The 21021-nt window shown below is 40.0% G+C and carries 22 protein-coding genes, 1 tRNA gene and 1 pseudogene; 5 read left to right on the top strand and 19 right to left on the bottom strand.

The genetic code is table 11. The annotated features are described in order from the left end of the window. Positions 1-2 precede the first annotated feature (2 nt). Entirely contained in the window at positions 3-1451 is a 1449-nt protein-coding gene (tssA, locus tag M1F25_RS08015; RefSeq protein WP_112308195.1) for a type VI secretion system protein TssA, read from the top strand. Further along, a complete protein-coding gene (tssM, locus tag M1F25_RS08010) occupies positions 1451-4018 on the top strand; it encodes a type VI secretion system membrane subunit TssM (protein WP_232368729.1) in 2568 nt (855 codons plus the stop codon). The genes tssA and tssM overlap by 1 nt, the downstream gene beginning before the upstream one ends. On the opposite strand, the gene M1F25_RS08005 is transcribed toward tssM, so the two are convergent. From M1F25_RS08005 to M1F25_RS07940, 15 genes are all read right to left on the bottom strand, one after another. Continuing rightward, positions 3916-5084 (bottom strand): IS3 family transposase gene (locus M1F25_RS08005; protein ID WP_094963266.1). Its coding sequence is split into 2 segments (ribosomal slippage): positions 3916-4835 and positions 4835-5084, totalling 1170 coding nucleotides; the frame shifts between segments, so codons are not numbered across the junction. The two genes, tssM and M1F25_RS08005, sit on opposite strands and share 103 nt — an antisense overlap. A gap of 522 nt (positions 5085-5606) precedes the next feature. Then, positions 5607-5813, bottom strand: a complete 207-nt coding sequence (locus M1F25_RS08000; protein WP_004256026.1) for a hypothetical protein — start codon at positions 5811-5813, stop codon at positions 5607-5609. Further along, the gene (locus M1F25_RS22460; RefSeq protein WP_220129045.1) at positions 5764-5943 is read right to left on the bottom strand and encodes a GAD-like domain-containing protein; all 180 of its coding nucleotides are present in this window, start codon (positions 5941-5943) and stop codon (positions 5764-5766) included. The genes M1F25_RS08000 and M1F25_RS22460 overlap by 50 nt, the downstream gene beginning before the upstream one ends. Before the next feature lie 18 nt (positions 5944-5961). Further along, a complete protein-coding gene (locus M1F25_RS07995; protein ID WP_140170758.1) occupies positions 5962-6591 on the bottom strand; it encodes a GAD-like domain-containing protein in 630 nt (209 codons plus the stop codon). A 94-nt stretch (positions 6592-6685) separates the two neighbouring features. Then, positions 6686-7078 (bottom strand): thioredoxin family protein, encoded by a 393-nt coding sequence (locus tag M1F25_RS07990; RefSeq protein ID WP_094960742.1) that lies wholly within the window; start codon positions 7076-7078, stop codon positions 6686-6688. Beyond that, positions 7071-8360 (bottom strand): hypothetical protein, encoded by a 1290-nt coding sequence (locus tag M1F25_RS07985; RefSeq protein WP_094960770.1) that lies wholly within the window; start codon positions 8358-8360, stop codon positions 7071-7073. Before M1F25_RS07985 ends, M1F25_RS07990 begins: the two co-directional genes overlap by 8 nt. Positions 8361-8385: 25 nt before the next feature. Beyond that, entirely contained in the window at positions 8386-9348 is a 963-nt protein-coding gene (locus M1F25_RS07980; protein WP_181489566.1) for a hypothetical protein, read from the bottom strand. Further along, positions 9348-10931 carry a PAAR-like domain-containing protein gene (locus M1F25_RS07975; protein ID WP_094960740.1) on the bottom strand — a complete coding sequence of 528 codons (1584 nt, stop codon included), beginning with the start codon at positions 10929-10931 and terminating at the stop codon, positions 9348-9350. Before M1F25_RS07975 ends, M1F25_RS07980 begins: the two co-directional genes overlap by 1 nt. Then, positions 10932-11951, bottom strand: coding sequence for a 3-oxoacyl-ACP synthase (locus M1F25_RS07970; protein WP_094960739.1), 1020 nt, complete (start codon positions 11949-11951; stop codon positions 10932-10934). It lies immediately after the preceding gene. 1 nt (position 11952) lies between these two features. Continuing rightward, positions 11953-13005, bottom strand: coding sequence for a DUF2169 domain-containing protein (locus tag M1F25_RS07965; RefSeq protein WP_094960738.1), 1053 nt, complete (start codon positions 13003-13005; stop codon positions 11953-11955). A gap of 14 nt (positions 13006-13019) precedes the next feature. Beyond that, the gene (locus tag M1F25_RS07960; RefSeq protein ID WP_094960737.1) at positions 13020-13550 is read right to left on the bottom strand and encodes a DUF6484 domain-containing protein; all 531 of its coding nucleotides are present in this window, start codon (positions 13548-13550) and stop codon (positions 13020-13022) included. 2 nt (positions 13551-13552) lie between these two features. Next, entirely contained in the window at positions 13553-15742 is a 2190-nt protein-coding gene (locus M1F25_RS07955) for a type VI secretion system Vgr family protein (protein WP_181489565.1), read from the bottom strand. Between the two features lie 84 nt (positions 15743-15826). Next, positions 15827-16345: an Hcp family type VI secretion system effector gene (locus M1F25_RS07950; RefSeq protein ID WP_004250011.1), complete on the bottom strand. Its 519-nt coding sequence runs from the start codon at positions 16343-16345 to the stop codon at positions 15827-15829. A 614-nt stretch (positions 16346-16959) separates the two neighbouring features. Then, the gene (locus M1F25_RS07945) at positions 16960-17535 is read right to left on the bottom strand and encodes a YcxB family protein (protein ID WP_094960735.1); all 576 of its coding nucleotides are present in this window, start codon (positions 17533-17535) and stop codon (positions 16960-16962) included. 205 nt (positions 17536-17740) lie between these two features. Then, positions 17741-18205, bottom strand: coding sequence for a hypothetical protein (locus tag M1F25_RS07940; RefSeq protein WP_096864213.1), 465 nt, complete (start codon positions 18203-18205; stop codon positions 17741-17743). A gap of 299 nt (positions 18206-18504) precedes the next feature. On the opposite strand from M1F25_RS07940, the gene M1F25_RS07935 reads away from it, so the two are divergent. Then, complete coding sequence (locus M1F25_RS07935; protein WP_377145485.1) at positions 18505-18624, top strand: DUF3944 domain-containing protein; 120 nt, start codon at positions 18505-18507, stop codon at positions 18622-18624. 76 nt (positions 18625-18700) lie between these two features. On the opposite strand, the pseudogene M1F25_RS07930 reads toward M1F25_RS07935, so the two are convergent. Next, positions 18701-18877: pseudogene (locus M1F25_RS07930) on the bottom strand (Arm DNA-binding domain-containing protein); the annotation flags it as partial. A 183-nt stretch (positions 18878-19060) separates the two neighbouring features. After that, positions 19061-19148: transfer RNA gene (locus M1F25_RS07925), tRNA-Ser, on the bottom strand. Between the two features lie 182 nt (positions 19149-19330). On the opposite strand from M1F25_RS07925, the gene M1F25_RS07920 reads away from it, so the two are divergent. Further along, on the top strand, positions 19331-19660 hold the full coding sequence (locus M1F25_RS07920; RefSeq protein WP_004256090.1) for a TusE/DsrC/DsvC family sulfur relay protein: 330 nt from the start codon (positions 19331-19333) through the stop codon (positions 19658-19660). Positions 19661-19667: 7 nt separating this feature from the next. Here M1F25_RS07920 and M1F25_RS07915 read toward each other — a convergent pair whose 3' ends face one another. Further along, complete coding sequence (locus M1F25_RS07915) at positions 19668-19946, bottom strand: acylphosphatase (protein WP_004256093.1); 279 nt, start codon at positions 19944-19946, stop codon at positions 19668-19670. A 220-nt stretch (positions 19947-20166) separates the two neighbouring features. Here M1F25_RS07915 and hspQ point away from each other — a divergent pair, with 220 nt between their 5' ends. Continuing rightward, on the top strand, positions 20167-20487 hold the full coding sequence (gene hspQ, locus M1F25_RS07910; RefSeq protein ID WP_004256095.1) for a heat shock protein HspQ: 321 nt from the start codon (positions 20167-20169) through the stop codon (positions 20485-20487). A gap of 83 nt (positions 20488-20570) precedes the next feature. On the opposite strand, the gene M1F25_RS07905 is transcribed toward hspQ, so the two are convergent. After that, on the bottom strand, positions 20571-20984 hold the full coding sequence (locus tag M1F25_RS07905; RefSeq protein WP_004256099.1) for a CoA-binding protein: 414 nt from the start codon (positions 20982-20984) through the stop codon (positions 20571-20573). Positions 20985-21021: the final 37 nt, after the last annotated feature.

Here is a 21021-nt window from a genome sequence, read left to right as displayed (position 1 = left end):
TAATGACAAACAATACCCCTTATTCTTGGAAAGAACAGTTACTTGCCCATCTTGATGAACAGCTGGTGTGTAGTGCTGTGAACGATAGTGACCCCGACTGGGAGTATATCGATAGTGAAATGATAAAATTCGGCTCTCTCAGTCACAGCCAATTAGATGTTAAAGAAATTCAACGTCGGTGTTTGCGGTTGCTTGAAACACAGACAAAGGATTTCCGCTTAATCGTTCACTTATTACGTACCTTACAGCATGCAGGTGAACCTAAAGAATTAGTTTTAGCAGCGCAGATCCTTTCTGATTTTACGCGCCAATATTGGCATGTCTGCTATCCAACGAATATTAAGCTCAAGTTACGCTTAGCGAACCAAATTATAAAACGCTTCGAATCAGTAAACGATATTTTTTGCCGTTCTGCTAATAGCAAAATGCGTGATGATATCCTGGGATCTTTTGCCTATTTAGCGCAATTTTGGCATGAACAGAGCCCTGAACTTTCTGAACAAATTGATGCATTGAGTCGAGGTTATCAGCGAATTGAAGAAAGCGAACAGCCCATAGTGTTAGCTTCAGCACCAAAAGAAGCCGCAATGCCTATTACTGAAACTGTACAACCACCAGCAAATAGCTTTGTCATGCCAGCAATCAATATAAATCAGCATGACGAAAGACAATGGAAGCAAACGCTACTCCAAGTTTCAGAAGTTATTTGTTTACAAATGCCTGAAAGTTCAGTTGGTTATCGCTTACGACGTTATGCTATCTGGCATTCCATTACAATGTTGCCCCAAGCCGATCGTCAAGGTAAAACCCCCTTAGCGCCGGTTTCGATGGATCGCATAATGGATTACAAAGCCCAACTTTCTCAACCATCAAACTCCCTATTAAATAATGTAGAGCAAAGCTTATCACTATCGCCTTATTGGCTAGAAGGCCACATGCTCGCAGCACAAGCAGCAGCTAAACTGGGTTATTCAGAAGTCGCGGATGGTATCGCAGAAGAGTTACGTCTTTTTTTAGCTCGCCTTCCAAACCTCGTCAATTTGCATTTTTCTGATATGAGCCCTTTCGTCCCCGACAGCGTAAAAGAATGGTTAGAAGATTGTCGCCAAACAGAGAGTGGCCAATTATCTCATTCAAATACCACATTATTACAGCAAGACGTTTTACTGTGCTATGAACAACAAGGGCTTGAAGCCGCATTGAAGCTCATTGAATCAAGCCTTGTAACTGCAATAGAGCCTAGAGATAAATTTTATGGGCAATTATTGTCAGCGCAACTATTCGAGCTCTCAGGAATGGGCTATATGGCGGCCCACTTATATCAGCAACTTTATACTGCTACTTTACACTTTTCACTCGAGGATTGGGAACCCAGCCTCGTAAGACAACTCGTTCAAAAAACAGACAAAATACCAGAAACAACAATGACTATGGATAGGGATCTACAATAATGAAATTACCGTTTTTCTCCATTTCAAACATAACCAATTCGGTAAAAAAACTGTTTTTTGCTGATAGGCCCAAAATTGCCTCCTTTTTCCTATTTTTATTAGCGTTACTCCCTGCGCTCGTCATTGTGTGGATTTGGTGGTGGGGGCCGACATTCACTTATCAAGACTCAATGCCATTTAGTACACTCACCTCACGCTGGCTTGCTACGCTAATTATTATTTTGCTTGTCGTCAGTTGGATAGGTTTAGTTACATGGCGTCGAGTAAAAAAACTTGAAGCGTTAAAACTCGATGTTGAGTTAGCCGTTGTTGACCCCGTTAGGCAGGATATTGATTTCCAAAATCGTTATTTAGACTATTGGAAATCTCAATTTACTCGTCACCTAAATGGCCATTCTAAGGCTGTTTATTTGCGTCCTTGGTATTTTGTTTTAGGTGCAAACCAAAGCGGAAAACATAGCTTATTGAAAAATACGCTGAATCCATTGGATATCGCGCCAAGTGACAATATCGTTAATGAACAAAAGCTGCCTTTAAATATTGAGTGCTTGTTGACGGATAGTGCCGTTCTTTTTGTTCCTAACGGCAAGCTATTGACTCAACCAAATGAACATAATGAGAAACCTCAACTCTATCATCGGTTGTGGGAAGAGTTACTTAATTGGATAAAGACTAATCGCTCAAGACAACCCATGAACGGGATTATTTTAACGGTAGATACCTTATCCCTACTCACCAATACGAAAGAGCAAAACAGCCAATTGATTGCTGACCTGCAAATGCGTATTGAAGAAATTAGAATGACTTTTAATAGTCAACTACCATTATATATCGTATTAACGAAGCTCGATTTACTACGTGGTTTCGATTCAATGTACCAGTCATTGGATGCGCAACAACGTAACCAAGTACTGGGTGTTTCTTTCGACCTTAAATCTCAAAAAGATTGGAAGACGGGTTTAACGCACTTCTGGTTACAGTGGGTTAACCAAATGAATAGCGCACTACCTGAAATGATGCTACAACGAGCAGAAGGTAATCAACGTAGTGATTTATTCAGCTTTGTACGTCAAATAGAAGGGTTACAGAGCCACGTTATAACATTAATTAATGCACTGTTGATTAATAACGAACAACATAACATTTGTTTAAGGGGTGTTTATCTCACCTCTGCATTACAGATTGGCCAAATAGACGATGTCTTTAGCCAAACGGCATCCGTGCAATACCATTTACCGACAGCCCCACTAACAACTTGGCCAATCAATGATAGCCACCCTTACTTTACACATAATTTATTTGACCAAGTCCTTTTCAGTGAGCCCAATTTAGCAGCTGAAAATCAATATTGGGTCAAAAAACACCGTTCTCGTCTCTTAGTCACAACACTGGCCAGTTTTGCCGGTTTAATTGCGCTTTGGAGTGGTTGGAATCACTATTATGATAAAAACTACCGCGCCGGTGAGAGTGTGCTTAATGAGGTTAAAGCCTTTAGAACGATAGATAATAACGTCCAAAAAGATACTGATGGTAGCTTACAACTTCCCGTCCTCAACCCATTGCGTGAAGCGACACTTGCCTATGGGAACCACCGCGATAAAAATGCGCTGTTTTCTGATATGGGGCTGTATCAAGGCCAAAAAGTCGGCCCACAAGTTGAGCAAGTTTATCTGCAATTACTGACCGAACGTTTCTTACCCGCAATTATGTCAGGGCTTTTAATTGAACTTAATAATGCAGATAAGGGCAGTGAAGATAAACTCGAAATTTTACGCATTATGCGCATGTTAGAAGATAAAACAGGGCGCAATAATGGCATGGTTGAAGACTTTATGGCGAATTATTGGAGCCATCTCTTCACTGGGCAACGTGAAAAACAAATGCTATTAAAAGCACACTTACGTTATGCGCTTGAACACACGGATTGGAAAGCGGAACGAGACAACGGTCTGATGACTGCGATTAAGGCCTTCACGCCTTTTGCGACCCCCATTAAAAATGCCCAGAAAGAACTCAGTGTGTTATCGCTTTATCAACGTGTGTACCAGGCATTACGGCTAAAAGCCAACCAAGAACTTTCAGCGCCTTTAAATTTGCAATATCAGATAGGCCCAAGTTTTAATACTGTTTTTACCGCTATTGATGAGGATAAATTAGAAATCCCACAGTTTTTAACACGTTCAGGATTATTAAACTATTTTATTCGCCAAAATGACAAATTAGTTGAACTCACGTTGCTTGATGCTTGGGTGCTCAATCTCACATCAAATACCCAATATAGTGAGAATGACCGTAAAGAAATTCAACGTCAAATCAGTGAGCAATATATCAGTGATTATATCGCTCAATGGCGTAACGGAATGAGTAATTTAGAAATTCGTGAATTTGACTCAATCCAAGATGAAATCATCGCTCTTGAACAAATCATCAGCGGAGAGCAGCCTTTACGTCGTGCCTGTAGTGGTCAACTAAAATTGGCCACGGTTTTAGAGTTTTTCCGGTATTGGTTTTCTGATTCGTTTGGTGGTAATCCACCGTTATATTCATGCGGCCTGACTTCGCTGTAATACCCGACGATATAATCCGTTATTGCATGGGCTGCTTCACTGAAGCTGATGTAGCCGGTCACCGGCACCCACTCATTTTTCAGACTTCTGAAGAAGCGCTCCATCGGGCTGTTATCCCAGCAGTTACCACGCCTACTCATACTTTGTTTTATCCGGTATCGCCACAGTAACTGTCGGAACTGCCTGCTTGTATAGTGGCTACCCTGATCACTGTGGAACATGAGCCCGGATGGCTTATTTCGTATTTCCCATGCCATTTTCAGCGCTTTGGTTGTCAGTTTGCTGTCCGGAGAAAATGACATTGCCCAGCCCACGGGTTTCCTTGCGAACAGGTCGAGTACAACGGCCAGGTATGCCCAGCGTTTACCGGTCCAGATATACGTTACGTCGCCGCACCATACCTGATTGGGCTCTGTCACTGCGAACTGTCGCTCAAGGTGGTTCGGGATAGCAATGTGTTCATGACCGCCACGTTTATACCGGTGAACAGGCTGCTGACAGCTCACCAGCCCCATCTCCTTCATTAGCCGTCCGGCAAGCCATCGTCCCATCCGGAAGCCCCTGTGTGTTGCCATTACAGCGATACTTCTTGCACCTGCTGAGCCATGACTGAGGCCGTGCAGCTCCTGAACCTGACTACGTAATACGGCTCTCCTGCCGTCCGGATTGTCAGGCCGGTTTTCCCGGTATCTATAGCTGCTGCGGTGAACTCCGAACACGCAGCAAAGAGTGGCCACAGGATAATGCGCTCTGAGTTTCCCGATCACCGAGACCTGTTCAGGGAGTCTGACATCAAGAGCGCGGTAGCCTTTTTTAATATTTCGTTTTCCATTTCAATACGTTGAATTTTTTTCTTCAGCTCACGTATCTCAATTTGTTCCGGCGTGATAGGGGATGCTTTCGGTGTTTTGCCTGCCCGTTCGTCCCGTAATTGCTTTACCCACCGCGTCAAGGTGGAAAGCCCGATATTCATGGCTTTCGCGGCATCTGCAACTGTATAGTTCTGATCCACAACCAGCTGGGCTGATTCACGTCTGAATTCTGCACTGAAATTTCGTTTTTTCATTAAGGCACCTGTGTTGTTCTGAGGTGAGCATATCACCTCTGTTCAGGTGGCCAAATTTATTAAACCACTACAATCCGCGAATATGTTATTAGAGATGTCGGTGACACTGAATAACGAGAAAAAAACAAGGTGGCATTTATCCCCATCCCCCCTAAAAGGACATAAGTCGATGATTTAACTATCTCTTAATGAGTAACTAATTAAAGTATCCCAAAGACTACCTCAATATAGTAAAGGGGAGCATAAAAAGTGTGGCGCAAAAACGCTTCAATTGCATCCCCACCCCATGAACCTATGAGGCAGCGTTGCCTGCTTTTAAAGTTTCAAGGTTGCAGTGACTCGCTGTTGTAACGGGCGAATAATCCTATCTCTGTTTAATGGCTAGAATTCATAAAACCCATCTCACTGCGGCGAAGGTATTCTTGCCCAAACTCATTGTTCAGCTCGCAATCACAAGAACTCAGTCTATTATTTAATTTATATTATTTCAGTAAATATATCATAGAAAATAAGAATGATATTTTAGATAAACTTGATTACAGGTGTAATTATTTTCCTTAATTCTAATAAATAATCAATAGCATTTACTTTGTTAGATGCATTAAAATTTAATGTTTCTAGTTTTTGGATAATGGGATCAAAGCAATAAATTTCATTTTCATTTAATCCCCCATATTTTTCAACTAAAGAAAGAAAAAAGACCATATTGATAACGACTCCAGCTTTCATTTACCCAACAATTAAATAAGTTATCGGGTAAAATTGTTTTCCACTTTGCAATATACTCAAGTGAAACATAACGAGAGGCTGTTGCTTCACCAAGACTATCGATTATTGATGCGAAGTAAAGATCTCTCATTATATTTTCTCTTTGAATCTAAATATTAATTTCATTAATTTCTGGTTCAGCCAATTGGGCTAAAATAGACAAATGAATACGTGCATCGACTTTTTGGATATGTTTAATATCAAGTTCCCCACCTAAAATAATCGCAGGTTCAAAACCAAATATTTCATTATCACCAAGAGGCCCAAGTTTTTTTACCGCTTTTTCAAAAAGACCTTCTTTACTATGTCTATCTATCTTAGAAAATGCAAATAGAGTCTCTATACTAATGTTTAAACTTTTTTCTGTATGCTGTTTTTTCAATTCTTTAGTTTGTACAAATAGAGTATTAAATGCCGTATTAATAACTACACACTGGCCAGTTCTTTCACCGCATAAATAGATATTCCCAAATCCATTAATGGCAATCGCATGAAAACTATCAATTTCCTCTAAATAGGTGTTTTCCAGCCACTCATCGACAATATCCTCATAGTCATCAGGATCTACAATTGTAAATAATCCATTATAATAACTACTCCATCCTTCATTGTGCCAATAAGTTAAGAGTAATTCAGGTAACTTTCCTCGCCACTTATCGATTTCTTCCTCAGAAACAAAACGAGATATAGTGGCTTCTCCAAATTTTTCAACAAATAATTCAAAAGCTTCATCGCGCATCTTATTTTCCTTTTCCTCGGCAGACTTCTAATTCTATCGTTACTTTTATTAAATTGTTTGATTTACAGTAAGGCAAGGTATCCTGATAACCATATTAATACGGTGTTCTCTGTTGGAAATCAGGTGCACTTAAATACTCTCTTACGCCAGGATCAAACTCAACATCCATCACTTTATCTGAGTTTAAGATACTTATGATGGCGTCTAGTCCTGGCCTAATGGGACCTAAAAAATGAATATTTTGTTTCTTTTGTATCAGTACCACCGGAATTACATCTAGATCAATTTCACTCACTAATTCAGGATATTCATCGATATCAATCCAAATAAAACAATCATCAACAAATCTTTCAGACAAAAGTGTGAAAGTGTCTTTCCATGATTCACAATTATGGCACCAAGAAGCACAAAAGCTTATCACCAGTTTTTTTCCAAAGGCTGATTGATAACGAATATTATCTTTATTTAAATCTGGATAATTAATCACCTCTACTCCTTATATTTATTCGATTAAAGTAACAAATATTATTGTATTTAATTTTATTACTCAGATGAAATAAGTGCCAATTTGCTATATGTCTTTCAAGCTGACAACCATTTTGAATAACCGCCTCACAATGAGAAATAGAAATAGTTTTACCTAAAAGTACTTTCCCTTTAAAATTCAGTGATAGTACTGTCCTTTTTACTGCTTCTTGATTAACTTGATTAACACTTGATGAAAGAAAACGAACTCGGCTATCAACCGCTAATTCGGCCTGTTCTACAGAGGCAAATGTCAATTCAGGTGAATTCACATCAATGCCTGTAATCAAACAAATACCTTTAAATGCTAAGCGCGATAATTCAGGGACATCAAGATAACCAATAAGATTTTGAAGATAAGCGGTATTACCGGAATTAGCATAATAAACAATCTTTAAGTAATCAGGCAGTAATTGTATTTGTTCTGATAATACAACTCCATCAAGCATAGAAGATGTATAACCCATCAATCTAGCGATATTCTCTATTATTTGTGAATGAATTAAACCTTTACTTCCTTTTAAGCTATTTTCATTTAAATACAACTGAATGAGTTGAATTAATGCGGAATAAATACGATTATAGTCATCTGAAAGCCAACTAATTGCCTCTATAGCGGCATATTTTATTGTAAGGTCTGTTTCATGATTAAAGAACTGCCATAGGTCTTCAGATACGCTATTTAGTCCCATATTTTTCGTATAGTCACATAGCGCTATTTTGACCTCTTTTGATGGGGAACTTAAATACTGTAAAAACGTTTCGTATTGAATAACCTCAGCATCATATGCTTTTATTTTCAATAGCGCGATATAAAACATAAATAAATCAATATCTTTAAGTATTGCTAATTGCGCATTTCTAGATGTGATTTCCACCCGAACTAGAGCATCTATAGCACCAATAAATGCATCAAAGCCTAATGTTTTTATCGTTCGCCAAAAATTATCAACGTCTTTCTCATTATCTAACTCATTAAAAAGCGAAGCATAAATAAAGGCATCCTCATAACCTTTCCAACGTTTTAATGCGGACAATGCTTCATGTAAACCAAGCTGCCCGGCATGATATAAACCGTCAAGGTTCGCGTTTAATAGTGCATTAAAGTGATTAAATCGCTCTACATTAATTAATGAAGAATAACGGCTTTCATGTAGCGTTTTATAATAAAACGTCGCATTATTCAGATGCTGCCGAATAATCGGAGTTGGATTTAGAAAATCAATAGAGATTACTGTTGACATATTTTTATCTACTAAACATGTTTTATTAACTATAAGGCCTAACAATCTTATGCCATACCGTTCCATCATACAGGTCTACACTATAATCACCCGCTACCACTAACATGCCGTCACGCACATCCATATGGCCAGACAGAAGAACAGATTCATCACCATCCATCGGGCGTACCATTTCATTGCCGTCCCAACACTGTAAACGATAGTCATCACAAGCCCAGACTTTATCTTCAAACCAGCGCAGTTGATTCAGTAAAATCGTCGAGCCCCCGTGGTACAATTTTTCCCATTGGAATTGACGGCCACGCCATAGGCTGCCGCCTTCACCACCGATATACACATAACCATCTGGGGCGCACAGCACTGCGCTTAATTGTTCATTGGAGGGAAAGCCACAGGGGATCCATTGTTCACCATCATAGTGCCAGACATCCCCTTCACCGCCAACGGCATACATATCTTGCTCTGAAAAACCATCAAGATCCGTGAATCCCATATCGGTATCTGTTTCTCCACCTGGAATACCTTTTTGAAGTCGCACCCATTTTCCAATGTCGACACGTTTATAAATTTCACGTGCAGAGCCGACATAATAGGCATAACCTTCAATGCATTTGATATTTTTAGGATTTGCAAAATCACCTTCCATGACCTTTTCTAAGGGAAACTTAGAACCACTACCCATAGATTTTACAAACCCATCATCCCCTCTAGAAGCAAGCATCCCTTGTTCTTTTGGTTTGAAACAAACTCCCACTTTAGGACTATCAAACCCCTCAAATCTAATATAATCAATCGGGTCATCTGGTGTATCTAAATAAATACATAACAACTGTGAAGGTATTTCACTATTCCAGAGATTTCTGGCTTTTTCATAGGGAACATCTTTGCGTAAGCAAAAATACACGATATTTTTATCTCGGATTGCACATCCAGTAAAAATATACCCTTTGATATATTTAGCCCAATGTTCTTTGGTAACATAACTCATTATCTTTCTCTCTCTTTTTCAACTGTTATTGGATTACCTCGAGAGTCTTTGGCAGGCAATCGTGCATTCTTACACATCGGCAAGTAGTAGCCCTTAAGTTGTTCTCTTATGCAATGATTAGAACAGTTGGCATATGGAAATGTTTTTTTGTGGGAACGTACCGCCGCATCAATCGCCTGATCCATACTCAGTGTATTATTATCTAATTTATTATTTTTAACTAAGCGGCTAAGTTCATCATCCATCGCCGTATGAATACGCCCATGGCTTCCACCATGCCAAGAAGTTCCTTCGACACAAACAGTTGGGGCAATTGACGCATCATAATTTGGACAGGCGTCTTTTATCATATTGGAATAAATTAAATGATGCCCCGTTTGCCCTTTGCAACACCCGCCGTTGTTGGCCGGCTCCGTTTTACTCCCTCTAGCCCCCTTAATGGCATTTTTTACAGAATAGGGCACTAAATTGCATTTTCTTGCCCGTGCGCATGCATTTAATGAGGCTAATATTTCTTGCGTGTCTTCGGCTAACTTTTGGGCTCTTCTTATTTGTTCTTCAGGTGACAGATTTTTATAACTCTCCGCTTCTTTCATCAATTTCTTGATGTCTTCGGCTTTTTCGGATAACACTTTGATTTGCTCAAGCCCTTCTTCAGCCGCTGATTTAATAGAACTAATCTCAAAGCCAGAATAAGCAAGGTCGCCCAATGTCCAAATGGCCATTGCCGCATTTCCCCACGCTGGAACAGCACTACCCACAGCTTGTTTTGCAACTGCTTTCGCCCCTACTTTCCCCAAGGCTTTCATTGCTGCATTTTCAGCCATGTCCGTTAGCTTACTTTTTAATGCATTAACGTAATCCAACTCACTCTTTAATGTCTGTATCGACTCAGACATATCATCCATGTATTCTTTCGCCATTTCCTGCATTTCTTCAGGGGTATTTCCTGATACTTTTATTTCAAGCCCAGCACAATGGTCATCCGTCCAATGCCATTTTTTGCTGTTCTTTTTATTTTGTCGTTGCTTTTTTTTTGCTAAAGCTTTTCTGAGCTTGCTCTCTTTTTTGAGCGTTTGCTGTGTCTCTGAATTATCTTTATCCGGCTCACAACGTTTTTCAACTTGCGTATTTTCTTTATCACACGCTTTTAATCCCCCAAAAACACCGCGGGAAACATAAGGAAAAGTCGGTGTATTAGACGGAAAAGAACCATGGTTGTGTGTCATTAAATCTTGATGGCGGGCAACGCCATATCCTTCAAATTTCACATTCAATGACCATGAACGGAAATAAGCCTTACCTTTGATTACTCCCGTCATCACCCCTTTAGCTAACCCATAAGTGGCAGGTTCATCGCCAGTACTAGTAGAAAAAAATGAACGATCTTCCTGAGCTACCATGGTATTTTGAATAAACACCGTTGCGGTGCCATTTGATAACGCATCCGCTTTTGACGTATTTGGATAAGGAACTACACTTGGCCCTGGAGACCAGCAAGGGTCTGGAAATGCGGCCGTTGATACGCCATCAGATGCCTTAGAGCATGCTTCTCGATCATTAACATAGACACGTGTATCCATCTATTTAACCTCTTGATATTGTAAAATAATCGCCGTTCTTTCCCCGCTATCTGCGCTAGATATCACCAATCCGCTATCTCCGGGTCCTTCTGGATGTTTCATCCATTCAAACAAGGTTGCCAACATCATCACACTGCTTGCTGCTCCTGTTTCACCTAGGCTTTTAGCAATTAAATAATGAGGATAATGTGCAACTTTTTCTTTTAACGTACGAGTTGTTGCCAACGATATTTCTTTAAAATAAAAAGATTCGCCATTAGCGTCGCTAATGTGAAATTGAGTATCACTTAATGAAAGATATGAGCCTTGGCAAGCATGCTCAATTGCCTCTGATAAACTTTTTACTCTTAAGGGTAATTTAGTTTGAAGAATATGTGCCGCTTCTAGCTGAGTATCAAAACCAAGAATATTTACATGACTGTGCCTATTGTCTGCTAATGTCAAGACGACTGAGGCTGCACCTTCCCCAGGAATAAAACCATCTCTGTTTTCTGAGTGTAATAACCGATGTGTGTCCATATAATGGCGAATAGTTTCTGCGTTAAAATAGCTATCGCACCCAATTAGTAATGCCACGTCAGCTGTTTGAGTTGACAATATTTCCTGTACAAAAGGCAGGGCTTCACCGATCCCGGCTTTACCTCGGTTAAATGCTATCGAGTTAGTATGAAAAGGCTGTAAGACTGTCTCTGAAATCATCTTAAGCCATTGAGGGAACATTCCTGGCCTATCTTCTTCCGGTAATAATAAACACACTACAATGTGTTCTTTATCTACCGTGATGGTTTTTAGTGATTGCTCAATGACATCGTTAATTAAAGCAATAAATCGTGCAGGTCCCCATATTTGGCAGTCATATAACAGAGAGCCAATGATTGGGTGATTTAGTGTGTCTCGAAAATGAGTTTCCCGGAAATGGTCTAGCCCCGCTCGAATAGCCGCGGTAGCAGAAAATAGGTCCGTTCCCACAGGGGTACATAGTCCAGCAGAAATAATTGACAAATATGGTTTATCTTTCATCTTACCCCCGACATGTCGACACTGGTGCTTGGCGAGATACGTAACTATCTAATAATGGCCCTACAAGCACTTGTTCAACATCTTGAATAGTACGGATCTGATGATGACAACGCCAAATAACAGAGAAATAATTCTTTTCGGGTTCAAAATAGAGGGTATCTACCTTAGGTGTTAGCAATACTACCTCGCCATCACGCTGATATAATCGTACGGGGACATTATTTAACCTTGGAAGCTTGAAATGAATTTCTGGACGAGTCGGATGTATATTGGTTAACGTAATCACTTCATTACCGACAGGAAAATCAATCTGTTGGTCATCTGGTACAGATTGGAAATAACATTCATCAAAATCATCCGGTAGAAACGGTGCCGTTTCATTACGCCATTTATCATCGAAAGTTCCCGCGTATTTCACACGCTCCCCGTAATGGCGGGGTAATACTGAGAGGGCAATAGGCTTAACATCATTATCAGGTGCATCGACTAGTTCTTTTGGGTTTTCTAATTGGGGCATCATCATCTCCCCATTCGGTTTTTCTAAAGAAAAATAACCTCTTCCTAATGGATTAATAGAGTGAGAGATCATCTCATCTTGGAAATGATACTGCCCACCAAAAGCAAAACCATAATGTAAAGGAACGGTTGTAAACGGAGTCACATCACCTGCCGTATAATGTTCAGTTCCCTGTTGCCACTGTCGGTAACCAATGACAGAGAGACTTTTTTTCATTTCACCGACCTGTACCGATACCATTAAATGCTGAGTCGGTTCGGCATTCGGTGCAAACGCGTTAGCATTAAAGATCACATCACACTTATGCTTTCTTAAGACAAAGTCAGCATCATAAAGAGGAACAGAAGTTCCCACTTCACCAGTATATGTATCCGTATAAGCCAGTGCTTTAGGAGGAATAATTGGACGTGCAAGTTGATTATCATCAGGTAAATGGTAGCTAGCTTTCATCACCACAACCAGATATTCAAATCCCGCTTTATCAATCATCACTGTCGCTTTAGCCGTCGTATGTTTAGCGTTATTTATCAACTCCATATTCCTAGTCCCCTTCAATTAACTTGCACTGAACCGCCCTTAATACGGTTCGTTGCTGAAGCATAGTTATCAATATAAAGCGCTTTTATTTGCACAAAACCATCCGCAGTAAGAGTTAAACTCGACTCACCACACTGTAATGTAATAGATTCACTTGCTTGAATATGTAACTGCCCATGCTCTGGAGACGAAAACATCATGTTATTTAACGGAGTTTCTGGCAATATCATCGAATGATTGTTTTGTTGGATCAGCCCCATGATTAGTGGGTTCTGCTTATTACCATTGATAAATTGAATTGCACAAATTTTACCTATGTCTGACTCCACTATCGGCGCTAAACTCAACGCTAAAATAGGTGTATCAATCTCATTTAATGCAATAAATACACTTTTCTCACTGTAGCTAACAAGCCGAGCTAATTGAATCGATGGAAGTCTTGCTTGCTCTTCAGCCAAAGAAAGAGGTTCTGTTTGTTCAATGATTTCATCTAGAAGTGATGGATCATTTGGTCGTATTTCATTGGTTATGGATAATTTTGTCATGACTAATTACCTAAAATAGTTTTAGCTTTAAATGTAATATCGCCATTAGCTTTAAGGAACTGATCACCTGACGTTTCAATAATAACTTCATGACCCTGAATACGAATATATCCGTCTTTATCCATTCGCAATATCGATTTTCCACACACTATTTCAAATGAATCGCCCGCAACATATTGGATATTTTCCTTGACTATCGACGTCTTATTCGCACCAACCCTTTGTTGATAATTTTCATTGACGTGCAATTTTTTACTTTCACCCACTTCTTCATCTTGGTTTAGGGTCACTTTGACCATTTGATTTTTTTCAACCACCTCTAAATGATCAGCCAACACATGCGTAGTCCGATTATTCAACACTTTGGTATTCATATCCTTCTGGGCATGTATAAACACTTCCTGTTTGCCGTTTTCATCCTCAAAGCGCAGCTCGTTAAACCCTTCCCCTTTATGGGTTTTCGTCCGAAACGTGGTACGGGTTTTATTTTCAGGAAAACTGATTGGAGTCGCATTGCGACCATCATAAGTACAGCCCGTGATAATCGGCCTATCAATATCCCCATTGAGGTAACTAATCTGAACGACCGTTCCGATGCGTGGAACCGCAGAAAAACCATAGCCGCCGCCACTCCAGCCCATCGCAACACGCACCCAACACGAAGCACTGTGGTCAGGCTCTCCACGTCTGTCCCAGTGAAAATGGACTTTCACCGCACCATGTTCATTGACATAGATTTCTTCACCCGGAGGGCCCACGACAGTCGCAACTTCATCACCATCCGCGGTTGGTTTATAACGATAAGGTGGCCGCCACTCTTGCGTACCAGGGATAAAAGAAACGCTGTTCGACAACTGAGTACCATCCCCTCCGCCATTGTCTGCCAGAGGTTGAACACCATGATGGCTCACGCTAATAACTTGCCAACTGTTATTCATCGGGAGGTGTGGATGATTCGATAAGGTAAAGATTTTACCCGGCATCAAGGCAAAGCAGTTTGTTGTGGCATTGCCCACCTTGCTCCCATTACGTAACTGTTCAAAACGAATTTGGGTGAGTGGCTTACCCTCTTCATCTAATTGAAAACGGCCGTAACTTTCAAAGACGCTGTGTTGCCCACCCTTTTCCAATTTATTTTCATGTTGAAGTGGGTAGGAAGGGCGAATGAAATTATTGTCTTTATGAATGGTTTCATCCACACACAAGTATTCACCATACTGCCATGTCATGGCGGTACTGTCGCTGATATCCGTATCCGCTTGCGGGTTATACATCAGGTTAATTCCCGCCGTCATCCCCATGTGTTCGTCACTGTAAAACAATTGGTTTTCTTCAAACCAAAAGTTAATCCCTTCCTCAAAGGCGAGACGACACCAAAAATCAAAGGCGGATTCTCGCTTTTGGGTGGTGTAAATACGTTTGGGATGTAAGTCATCACGGTAAAACTTGCAGTCCGACTTCACATGCGCTTCATCCAGCAAGGTTTTTAATATGGTCGGTACGTTTTGATTTTGAAAAATTCGGCTATCTTGATTTAGGGTCATCACCCACATTTCTGGACGAATATCAAAGTGATACCACGTTTTTACGCCATCCGTATTCCCTTGAACCGCCCCTGCTAAAATGCCATTCACTTTACGGACTTGGGCACCATCACGCTTGACTGTTAAAGAAGAGGCGACGCCAAGGTGTTTCTGAAAATCAATAAACGGTAAGGCACTAACAGCACTAATCGAAAGGGAAAATAACGAAGACAACCCTTCCGTTAAATTAAATTCGGTAACTTGAAAAGTTTCATCAGGTAGCCCAGCAATTGAGCATGTAAACACCAAGCCACTTTCCAGACTTCCCATGCCTAGTGCATCTAACAATGCCCCGTGAGCGGCTTGTAATGCCTGACTTTCTGAAAAAGTTTGTCCACCACCAAGTTTTAATCCACCACCAAATCCACCGCCATGGATAAGCGGGTTATTGGCTACACTGTTCAATTGGGATGTCGCCTGAGTTGCCATAGATGCCGCTGTTGATACCAAAGCCCCCCCTTGCTGGGCTAATGCTGCCGCTTTTTGTACTTTACTGGACACCAACTCATTGACTTTAGATTGCACTTTATTTTTAACTTGATTTACCGCTTCATCTTTGACAATAGAAACGGGGTCAATGGTGGTTTTTTTGGGGTCTTTGCTAAACATCACTAGTCTCCATGACAAAATGGATAAGAAGCGGGGAACGAAATAAAAGCGATGACGAGCCCAAAAGAGCCCGTCAAAAAGGTATTACGCTTCGAGCGGTGCGCGCCAGTCATCAGCACCCGATGTGCCTGCAACCGTGTGCTCCCAGTCCACTTTGCGGTAAGACAGAGAGACTTCGATTAACTGCGTGAAATCGGCTTTTGCCGGGTCTTGGCAGTGTGGCATTTGGCAGTCAATATTGACGATAGTCGCATCGGTTAACGTGGTGGTGAAGAAATGCTCTTGTTTACCTTCAACTGAGGTGCGGTACCATTTTAGTTCCACTTTCGGCAGCATTTCGCCAGAGGCTAAGGCGTTATACAGCAGTGGAACCGCTTTATTTAACGCCACGGTGAAACGGAACGGCTTGTGCGCACGTTGGCCTGAAGGCTGGCCGGATTGCGGGTCTGTCGGTACAGTCACAACGTGAGAAAATTCTTGCACCAGCATTTGGTCTTCATGACCTTGTACATAGATGTTACCCACAGAATCCGCAGTAAATGCACCGGCAGTGATGTTGCCTTGGGTTTTTCCTTCAATGGAAATATAGCATGGAGTTGGCATAGCGATATCCTTTATCAAGAATGACAAATTGAGTTAAGTAAATATAATTAACTGTTAATTTCCGTCATCTCAGCCAGTGCGCACGGTAAGATTTGAGTTAAGGATAATAAAAGCTTATGGATAGACTGTAAACCTAGCGGCCTTTTTGTATCTCCCTAGGATAAGTGACTTAGCGTAAACTGGTTGAAATATCGCTATATAATTTCAGAAAAACACTAAAAATGAATCATAACCGAATTATCATCGAACAAAAAATAGACCAAACTGCGATAAGCCCAGTAAGTTCTAATGTACATAGAAATAAACTATGTAACCAAATATTTCAATCGAAAAAGTAATTACAACAAATTGATTTTATTAAAATAGTTCCACAATCACCATACAAGTCTTGTAAGTTTAATTTTTCCTCCTTATTTTAATAGTGTATTAATCTGCATATATCTATTTTCTTGGTGGATAAATTCATATAAAATCAAACTAATTTCATTTAGCTCTGATAGAATCATTTTTTCATAGCGATAATAATTACATCATCTGTATCGTGTACGTATATTAGTTACGGTCAAGGCGTACAAGTCCAATAATAAATAACTAGACTGTACTTTGAGTATCTATCATGGTTTATGGTTATCAATCTGTTCCATAACAAACTGATATAATTTATCAAACTCGCCATCAGCTAAAACCCTCGCAGGGATAACAGTGCCTTCACCATCAGAAGCAAAAATAAACAGATACTCTTCCCTGATATAACATTCTTCTATATTTTGCCAAAATACCCTGACTAAGGTGCCCCTCGTCATATTGTCTATGTATTTCCTGTTAATTTTAACTTTGACTAGAGAATCAGGATCGCTATGTTCTTTTTCTTCATTTCTATATAAGTAATGCATTTCTATTCGAAAGGTTATATACAAGCATGCTAACGAGCTGACTAAGCCACAAAAAGAAAAAAGACCTAAGTTTTTTAAGCCAGAAAAACCATCTACAACTGAATAAGCCTTATACCCAATCATCAATAAGGCGATCCCCGATACAATCGATGCTATAGCTAATAAATTCCATAGATTAGTAAATAATCTGTATGGCATTTTTTCCTTATCTACAGTAACTGGCATTTGAATGAGTTTTCGTATTTTCTCTGCTTCCAATCTTGATGGTGAAAATTGAATTTGATAACGGCTTTTCATCAACTTTAATTCCTTAATTTATCATGAAGAATGAATACCAGAGTTGACTATACCTCTCTTCGTATTCATGCATTAGCTATGGTCAAGGTATTCCGTTAATCGGTAAGTCCGGTGGCTGTCTTTCTGAAACCGAAGAAGCCGAAGTGGAATATTTTGATAGGTGATCAAAATGAGCCAACTTGAGTAGTTGGCTCATTTGTTTTTATTACTTTGCTGATACTGACTGAAAATAATCTTTAACTCTAGAGGATTTAAAAAGAATATAAGTCAAGAAAATCATTATGATTGGTAATAATAATACACCTATAACACCGCCTGTTTTCTCTGCCATGCTTGAAAACCCATTTCCTTCGAGTGCGTTATTAATCCCTTTAAATGCAGAAAAAATTGACATTAGCGTTATGATTGACCATAGAATTTTCAATAAAGCTGCTCCAATTTTTTTCTTCATTAAAACTAAAACCACAGTTAAAACTTCTACTGTCGGTAATACAAGTTGATACAATGTCAACCCAATAATTAAGAACGCCCCATCAGAGCTACTCCAGACATCAACTGATGAACTTAATCTCAACATGCTAGAAACGTAAAAAAAAGCGCCAGTTATATGTATAAGCATGAAAAGGGAAAAAACAATTAATATAACCCATAGAGAAGCGGGCATTTTCATAACGACCTCCTGTGTCAAAGGTCGTTATGTTAATTTAACTTAAGTCAAGTGTCATTGTTTTGTTCAATGTCGCTTCTTGCGTATTTTTATGCCTATTGATACTCAACGATTTTTCAAATATATATCACTGACACGAAACCCAATAATTAAAATTAATATCAATCAGTTAAATTAAATCCATGACACCCCTGTCATTTCCCTTCATTTTTCTCTCGAAAAAAAGCCAAATAGCCGGACATAACCTGCCTGGTGAGGTTGTTATCGTGGTGTTCTCTTTTTCAAGCTAGGGAATAACACTGATGGCAACTTACCGATTAGATACCGATTTAGCGTTTTTACGTGAATGCAGTAATGAAAAACTGGGCTTGCTTGTGTCTGTACTGACTCATGACAGTATTGATTCACCGTTCATTGTCTAACATACGCCACCAGAGCAGCGTCCCTCGCTGTTCGGGGCTTTTATGTCCTCACACAAGCTATTGTGAAACGGCGTTTAACGGTTGGATAAATTCCAATAGCTAAAAGTTTCTCTTTACCATCGATTCGGTATATTAACCGCCAATATTTTCCGTCATTAGTTTGAACCGATAGATACAGCCCACCACCATCAGATAGTTTTTAGTCTTTTTCTTTAGGCTTACTGGAATCAATTTGCTTAACGGTTAGCTTCATTTGGGGGTACTCAAATCATGGGGTATAAATGTACCCCATATGTACCACCTGAAGGGGGGTAGTTTTCAATAGACGATAGTAGACGTTGGAATAATGGGATTTAGTTGGAATGCTTGTTTGCTTGTTTGTTTGTATAACTTAAGGGGATTGGAAGACTTTAGAAAATGTTGCTAGAAGTGAAGATGGCGGAGGAGGAGAGATTCGAACTCTCGGATGGTTTCCCATCGGCGGTTTTCAAGACCGCTGCCTTCAGCCGCTCGGCCACCCCTCCGCAATGACGTGCACTATAAACATCCTCTCATTGGATGTAAACCCCTAATTTGAACATTCGCTTTAAAAATATACGCCTTTCATACTGTTGGGTGAAAATATCGACATTCTAACGACTTTACTTGGGTTATATCTCGATTTTTGCTAAATTTACGTTCTAATTTTATTTGAGTTGAAAAGAGTATGTTGGTTTTTAATAATCAAGAGATAGAAACAGATGCGCAAGGTTACCTGCTTGATAGCCAACAATGGAGCGAAGAATTAATACCTTTGCTCGCGCAGCAAGAAGATATTGAAATTACCAATGAACACCTAGAGATTATCCGTTTCGTCAGGAACTTCTATTTGGAATTTAATACCTCACCTGCTATTCGCATGTTGGTTAAAGCAGTTTCTCAACAATTTGGCGAAGAAAAAGGCAATAGCCGCTATCTATACCGGCTATTTCCAAAAGGGCCAGCTAAGCAAGCCACTAAACTTGCTGGCCTGCCAAAACCGGTGAAATGTATTTAATTTTTCACTAATAGCGGACACTAAAGTCCGCTATTGGCTCGGTCTTCCAGTTTTCTGTGAAAAAATGGTCTACTTTTGCTCCCGGTGGTCCCCCAGCTTTTAGCCACTCATCAACAAATTCAATATCTTGCTCTGTTCCGTAAACGGCTAGCTTAACACTGCCATCATCTCGGTTACACACAAAACCTTTTATGCCGTTCTGATTAGCCCAATGATAGGTTTGGTAACGAAACCCAACCCCTTGAACACGACCATAAATATAAAAATATCGACCTGATGCAGTCATGTGAGCCTCCGTTGTCAGAGCATAATGTATTGATACCTTCTTTTTAACAGTTGTTTTTTATTCATTGAACAGATAATCTGCTAAATGAGGCACTGCTTTTCATAGTTGCGTATAAAGACAGTGTATTGCGTTATTAATAATTGTCCATATATTAGCTTGAAAACGCGTAGCACTGCCCATATATAGTTTGAAGTATAAGCAAGGCTTTTAGGAGGTCGCTATGATGATCACCAGTAAATATGGAATCGGGCAACAAGTTAGGCACAAACTTCTCGGCTACTTAGGCGTCGTTGTAGATGTTGACGCTGAGTATTCGCTCGAACAACCACATGATGATGATATTGCCGCTAACAGCACACTACGCGATCTACCTTGGTATCATGTTGTTATGGAAGATGACAATGGGGATGCAGTTCATACATATTTGGCTGAAGCTCAAATTACTTATGAAACCGTAGAAGACCATCCAGAACAACCATCAATGGATGAACTAGCGGAATCCATAAGGTCTCAGTTGCAAGCTCCTCGCCTTCGCAACTAACCTTCAATTATCTATATTGTTATTTATGAACGCAACCGTAAAGCAGCTCACTAGCTGCTTTACTTTTTAACGCTAGAAATACTTTATTTTTCAAGACCTAAAGCAGGTATTTCTTGTTTTGGACATTTATCCATAACAAACTGCAAACCAGCCTGCAAAGCGATTTGCTGTGCTTCTTCGCTAATCACTCCTTTTTGTAACCACAAAACTTTAGCTTTAATTTCCACGGCTTCTCTGGCCACTCCTACTGCAGCTTCTGCATTACGAAACACATCGACCATATCAATAGGCCCAGGTATATCACTAAGCTTTTCGTATACTAGCTGCCCTAACAAAGTTTGACCTGCCAATTTAGGGCTGACAGGAATAACGGTATAGCCTTGATGTAAAAGATATTCCATGACTTCATAACTCGGCCTATTTGCCTTATCACTCGCTCCCACTAAAGCGATTGTCCGGACACGCTTTAAAATTTCAGCAATTTCTTGATCTCTCATCAAAATATCTCCCAAAACCTATAAACTATTCATTAGC

It is taken from the genome of Providencia sp. PROV109, from assembly GCF_033681625.1.
GTDB classification, from domain to species: Bacteria; Pseudomonadota; Gammaproteobacteria; order Enterobacterales; family Enterobacteriaceae; genus Providencia; species Providencia hangzhouensis.
This window is presented reverse-complemented; position numbering and strand designations above follow the sequence as displayed.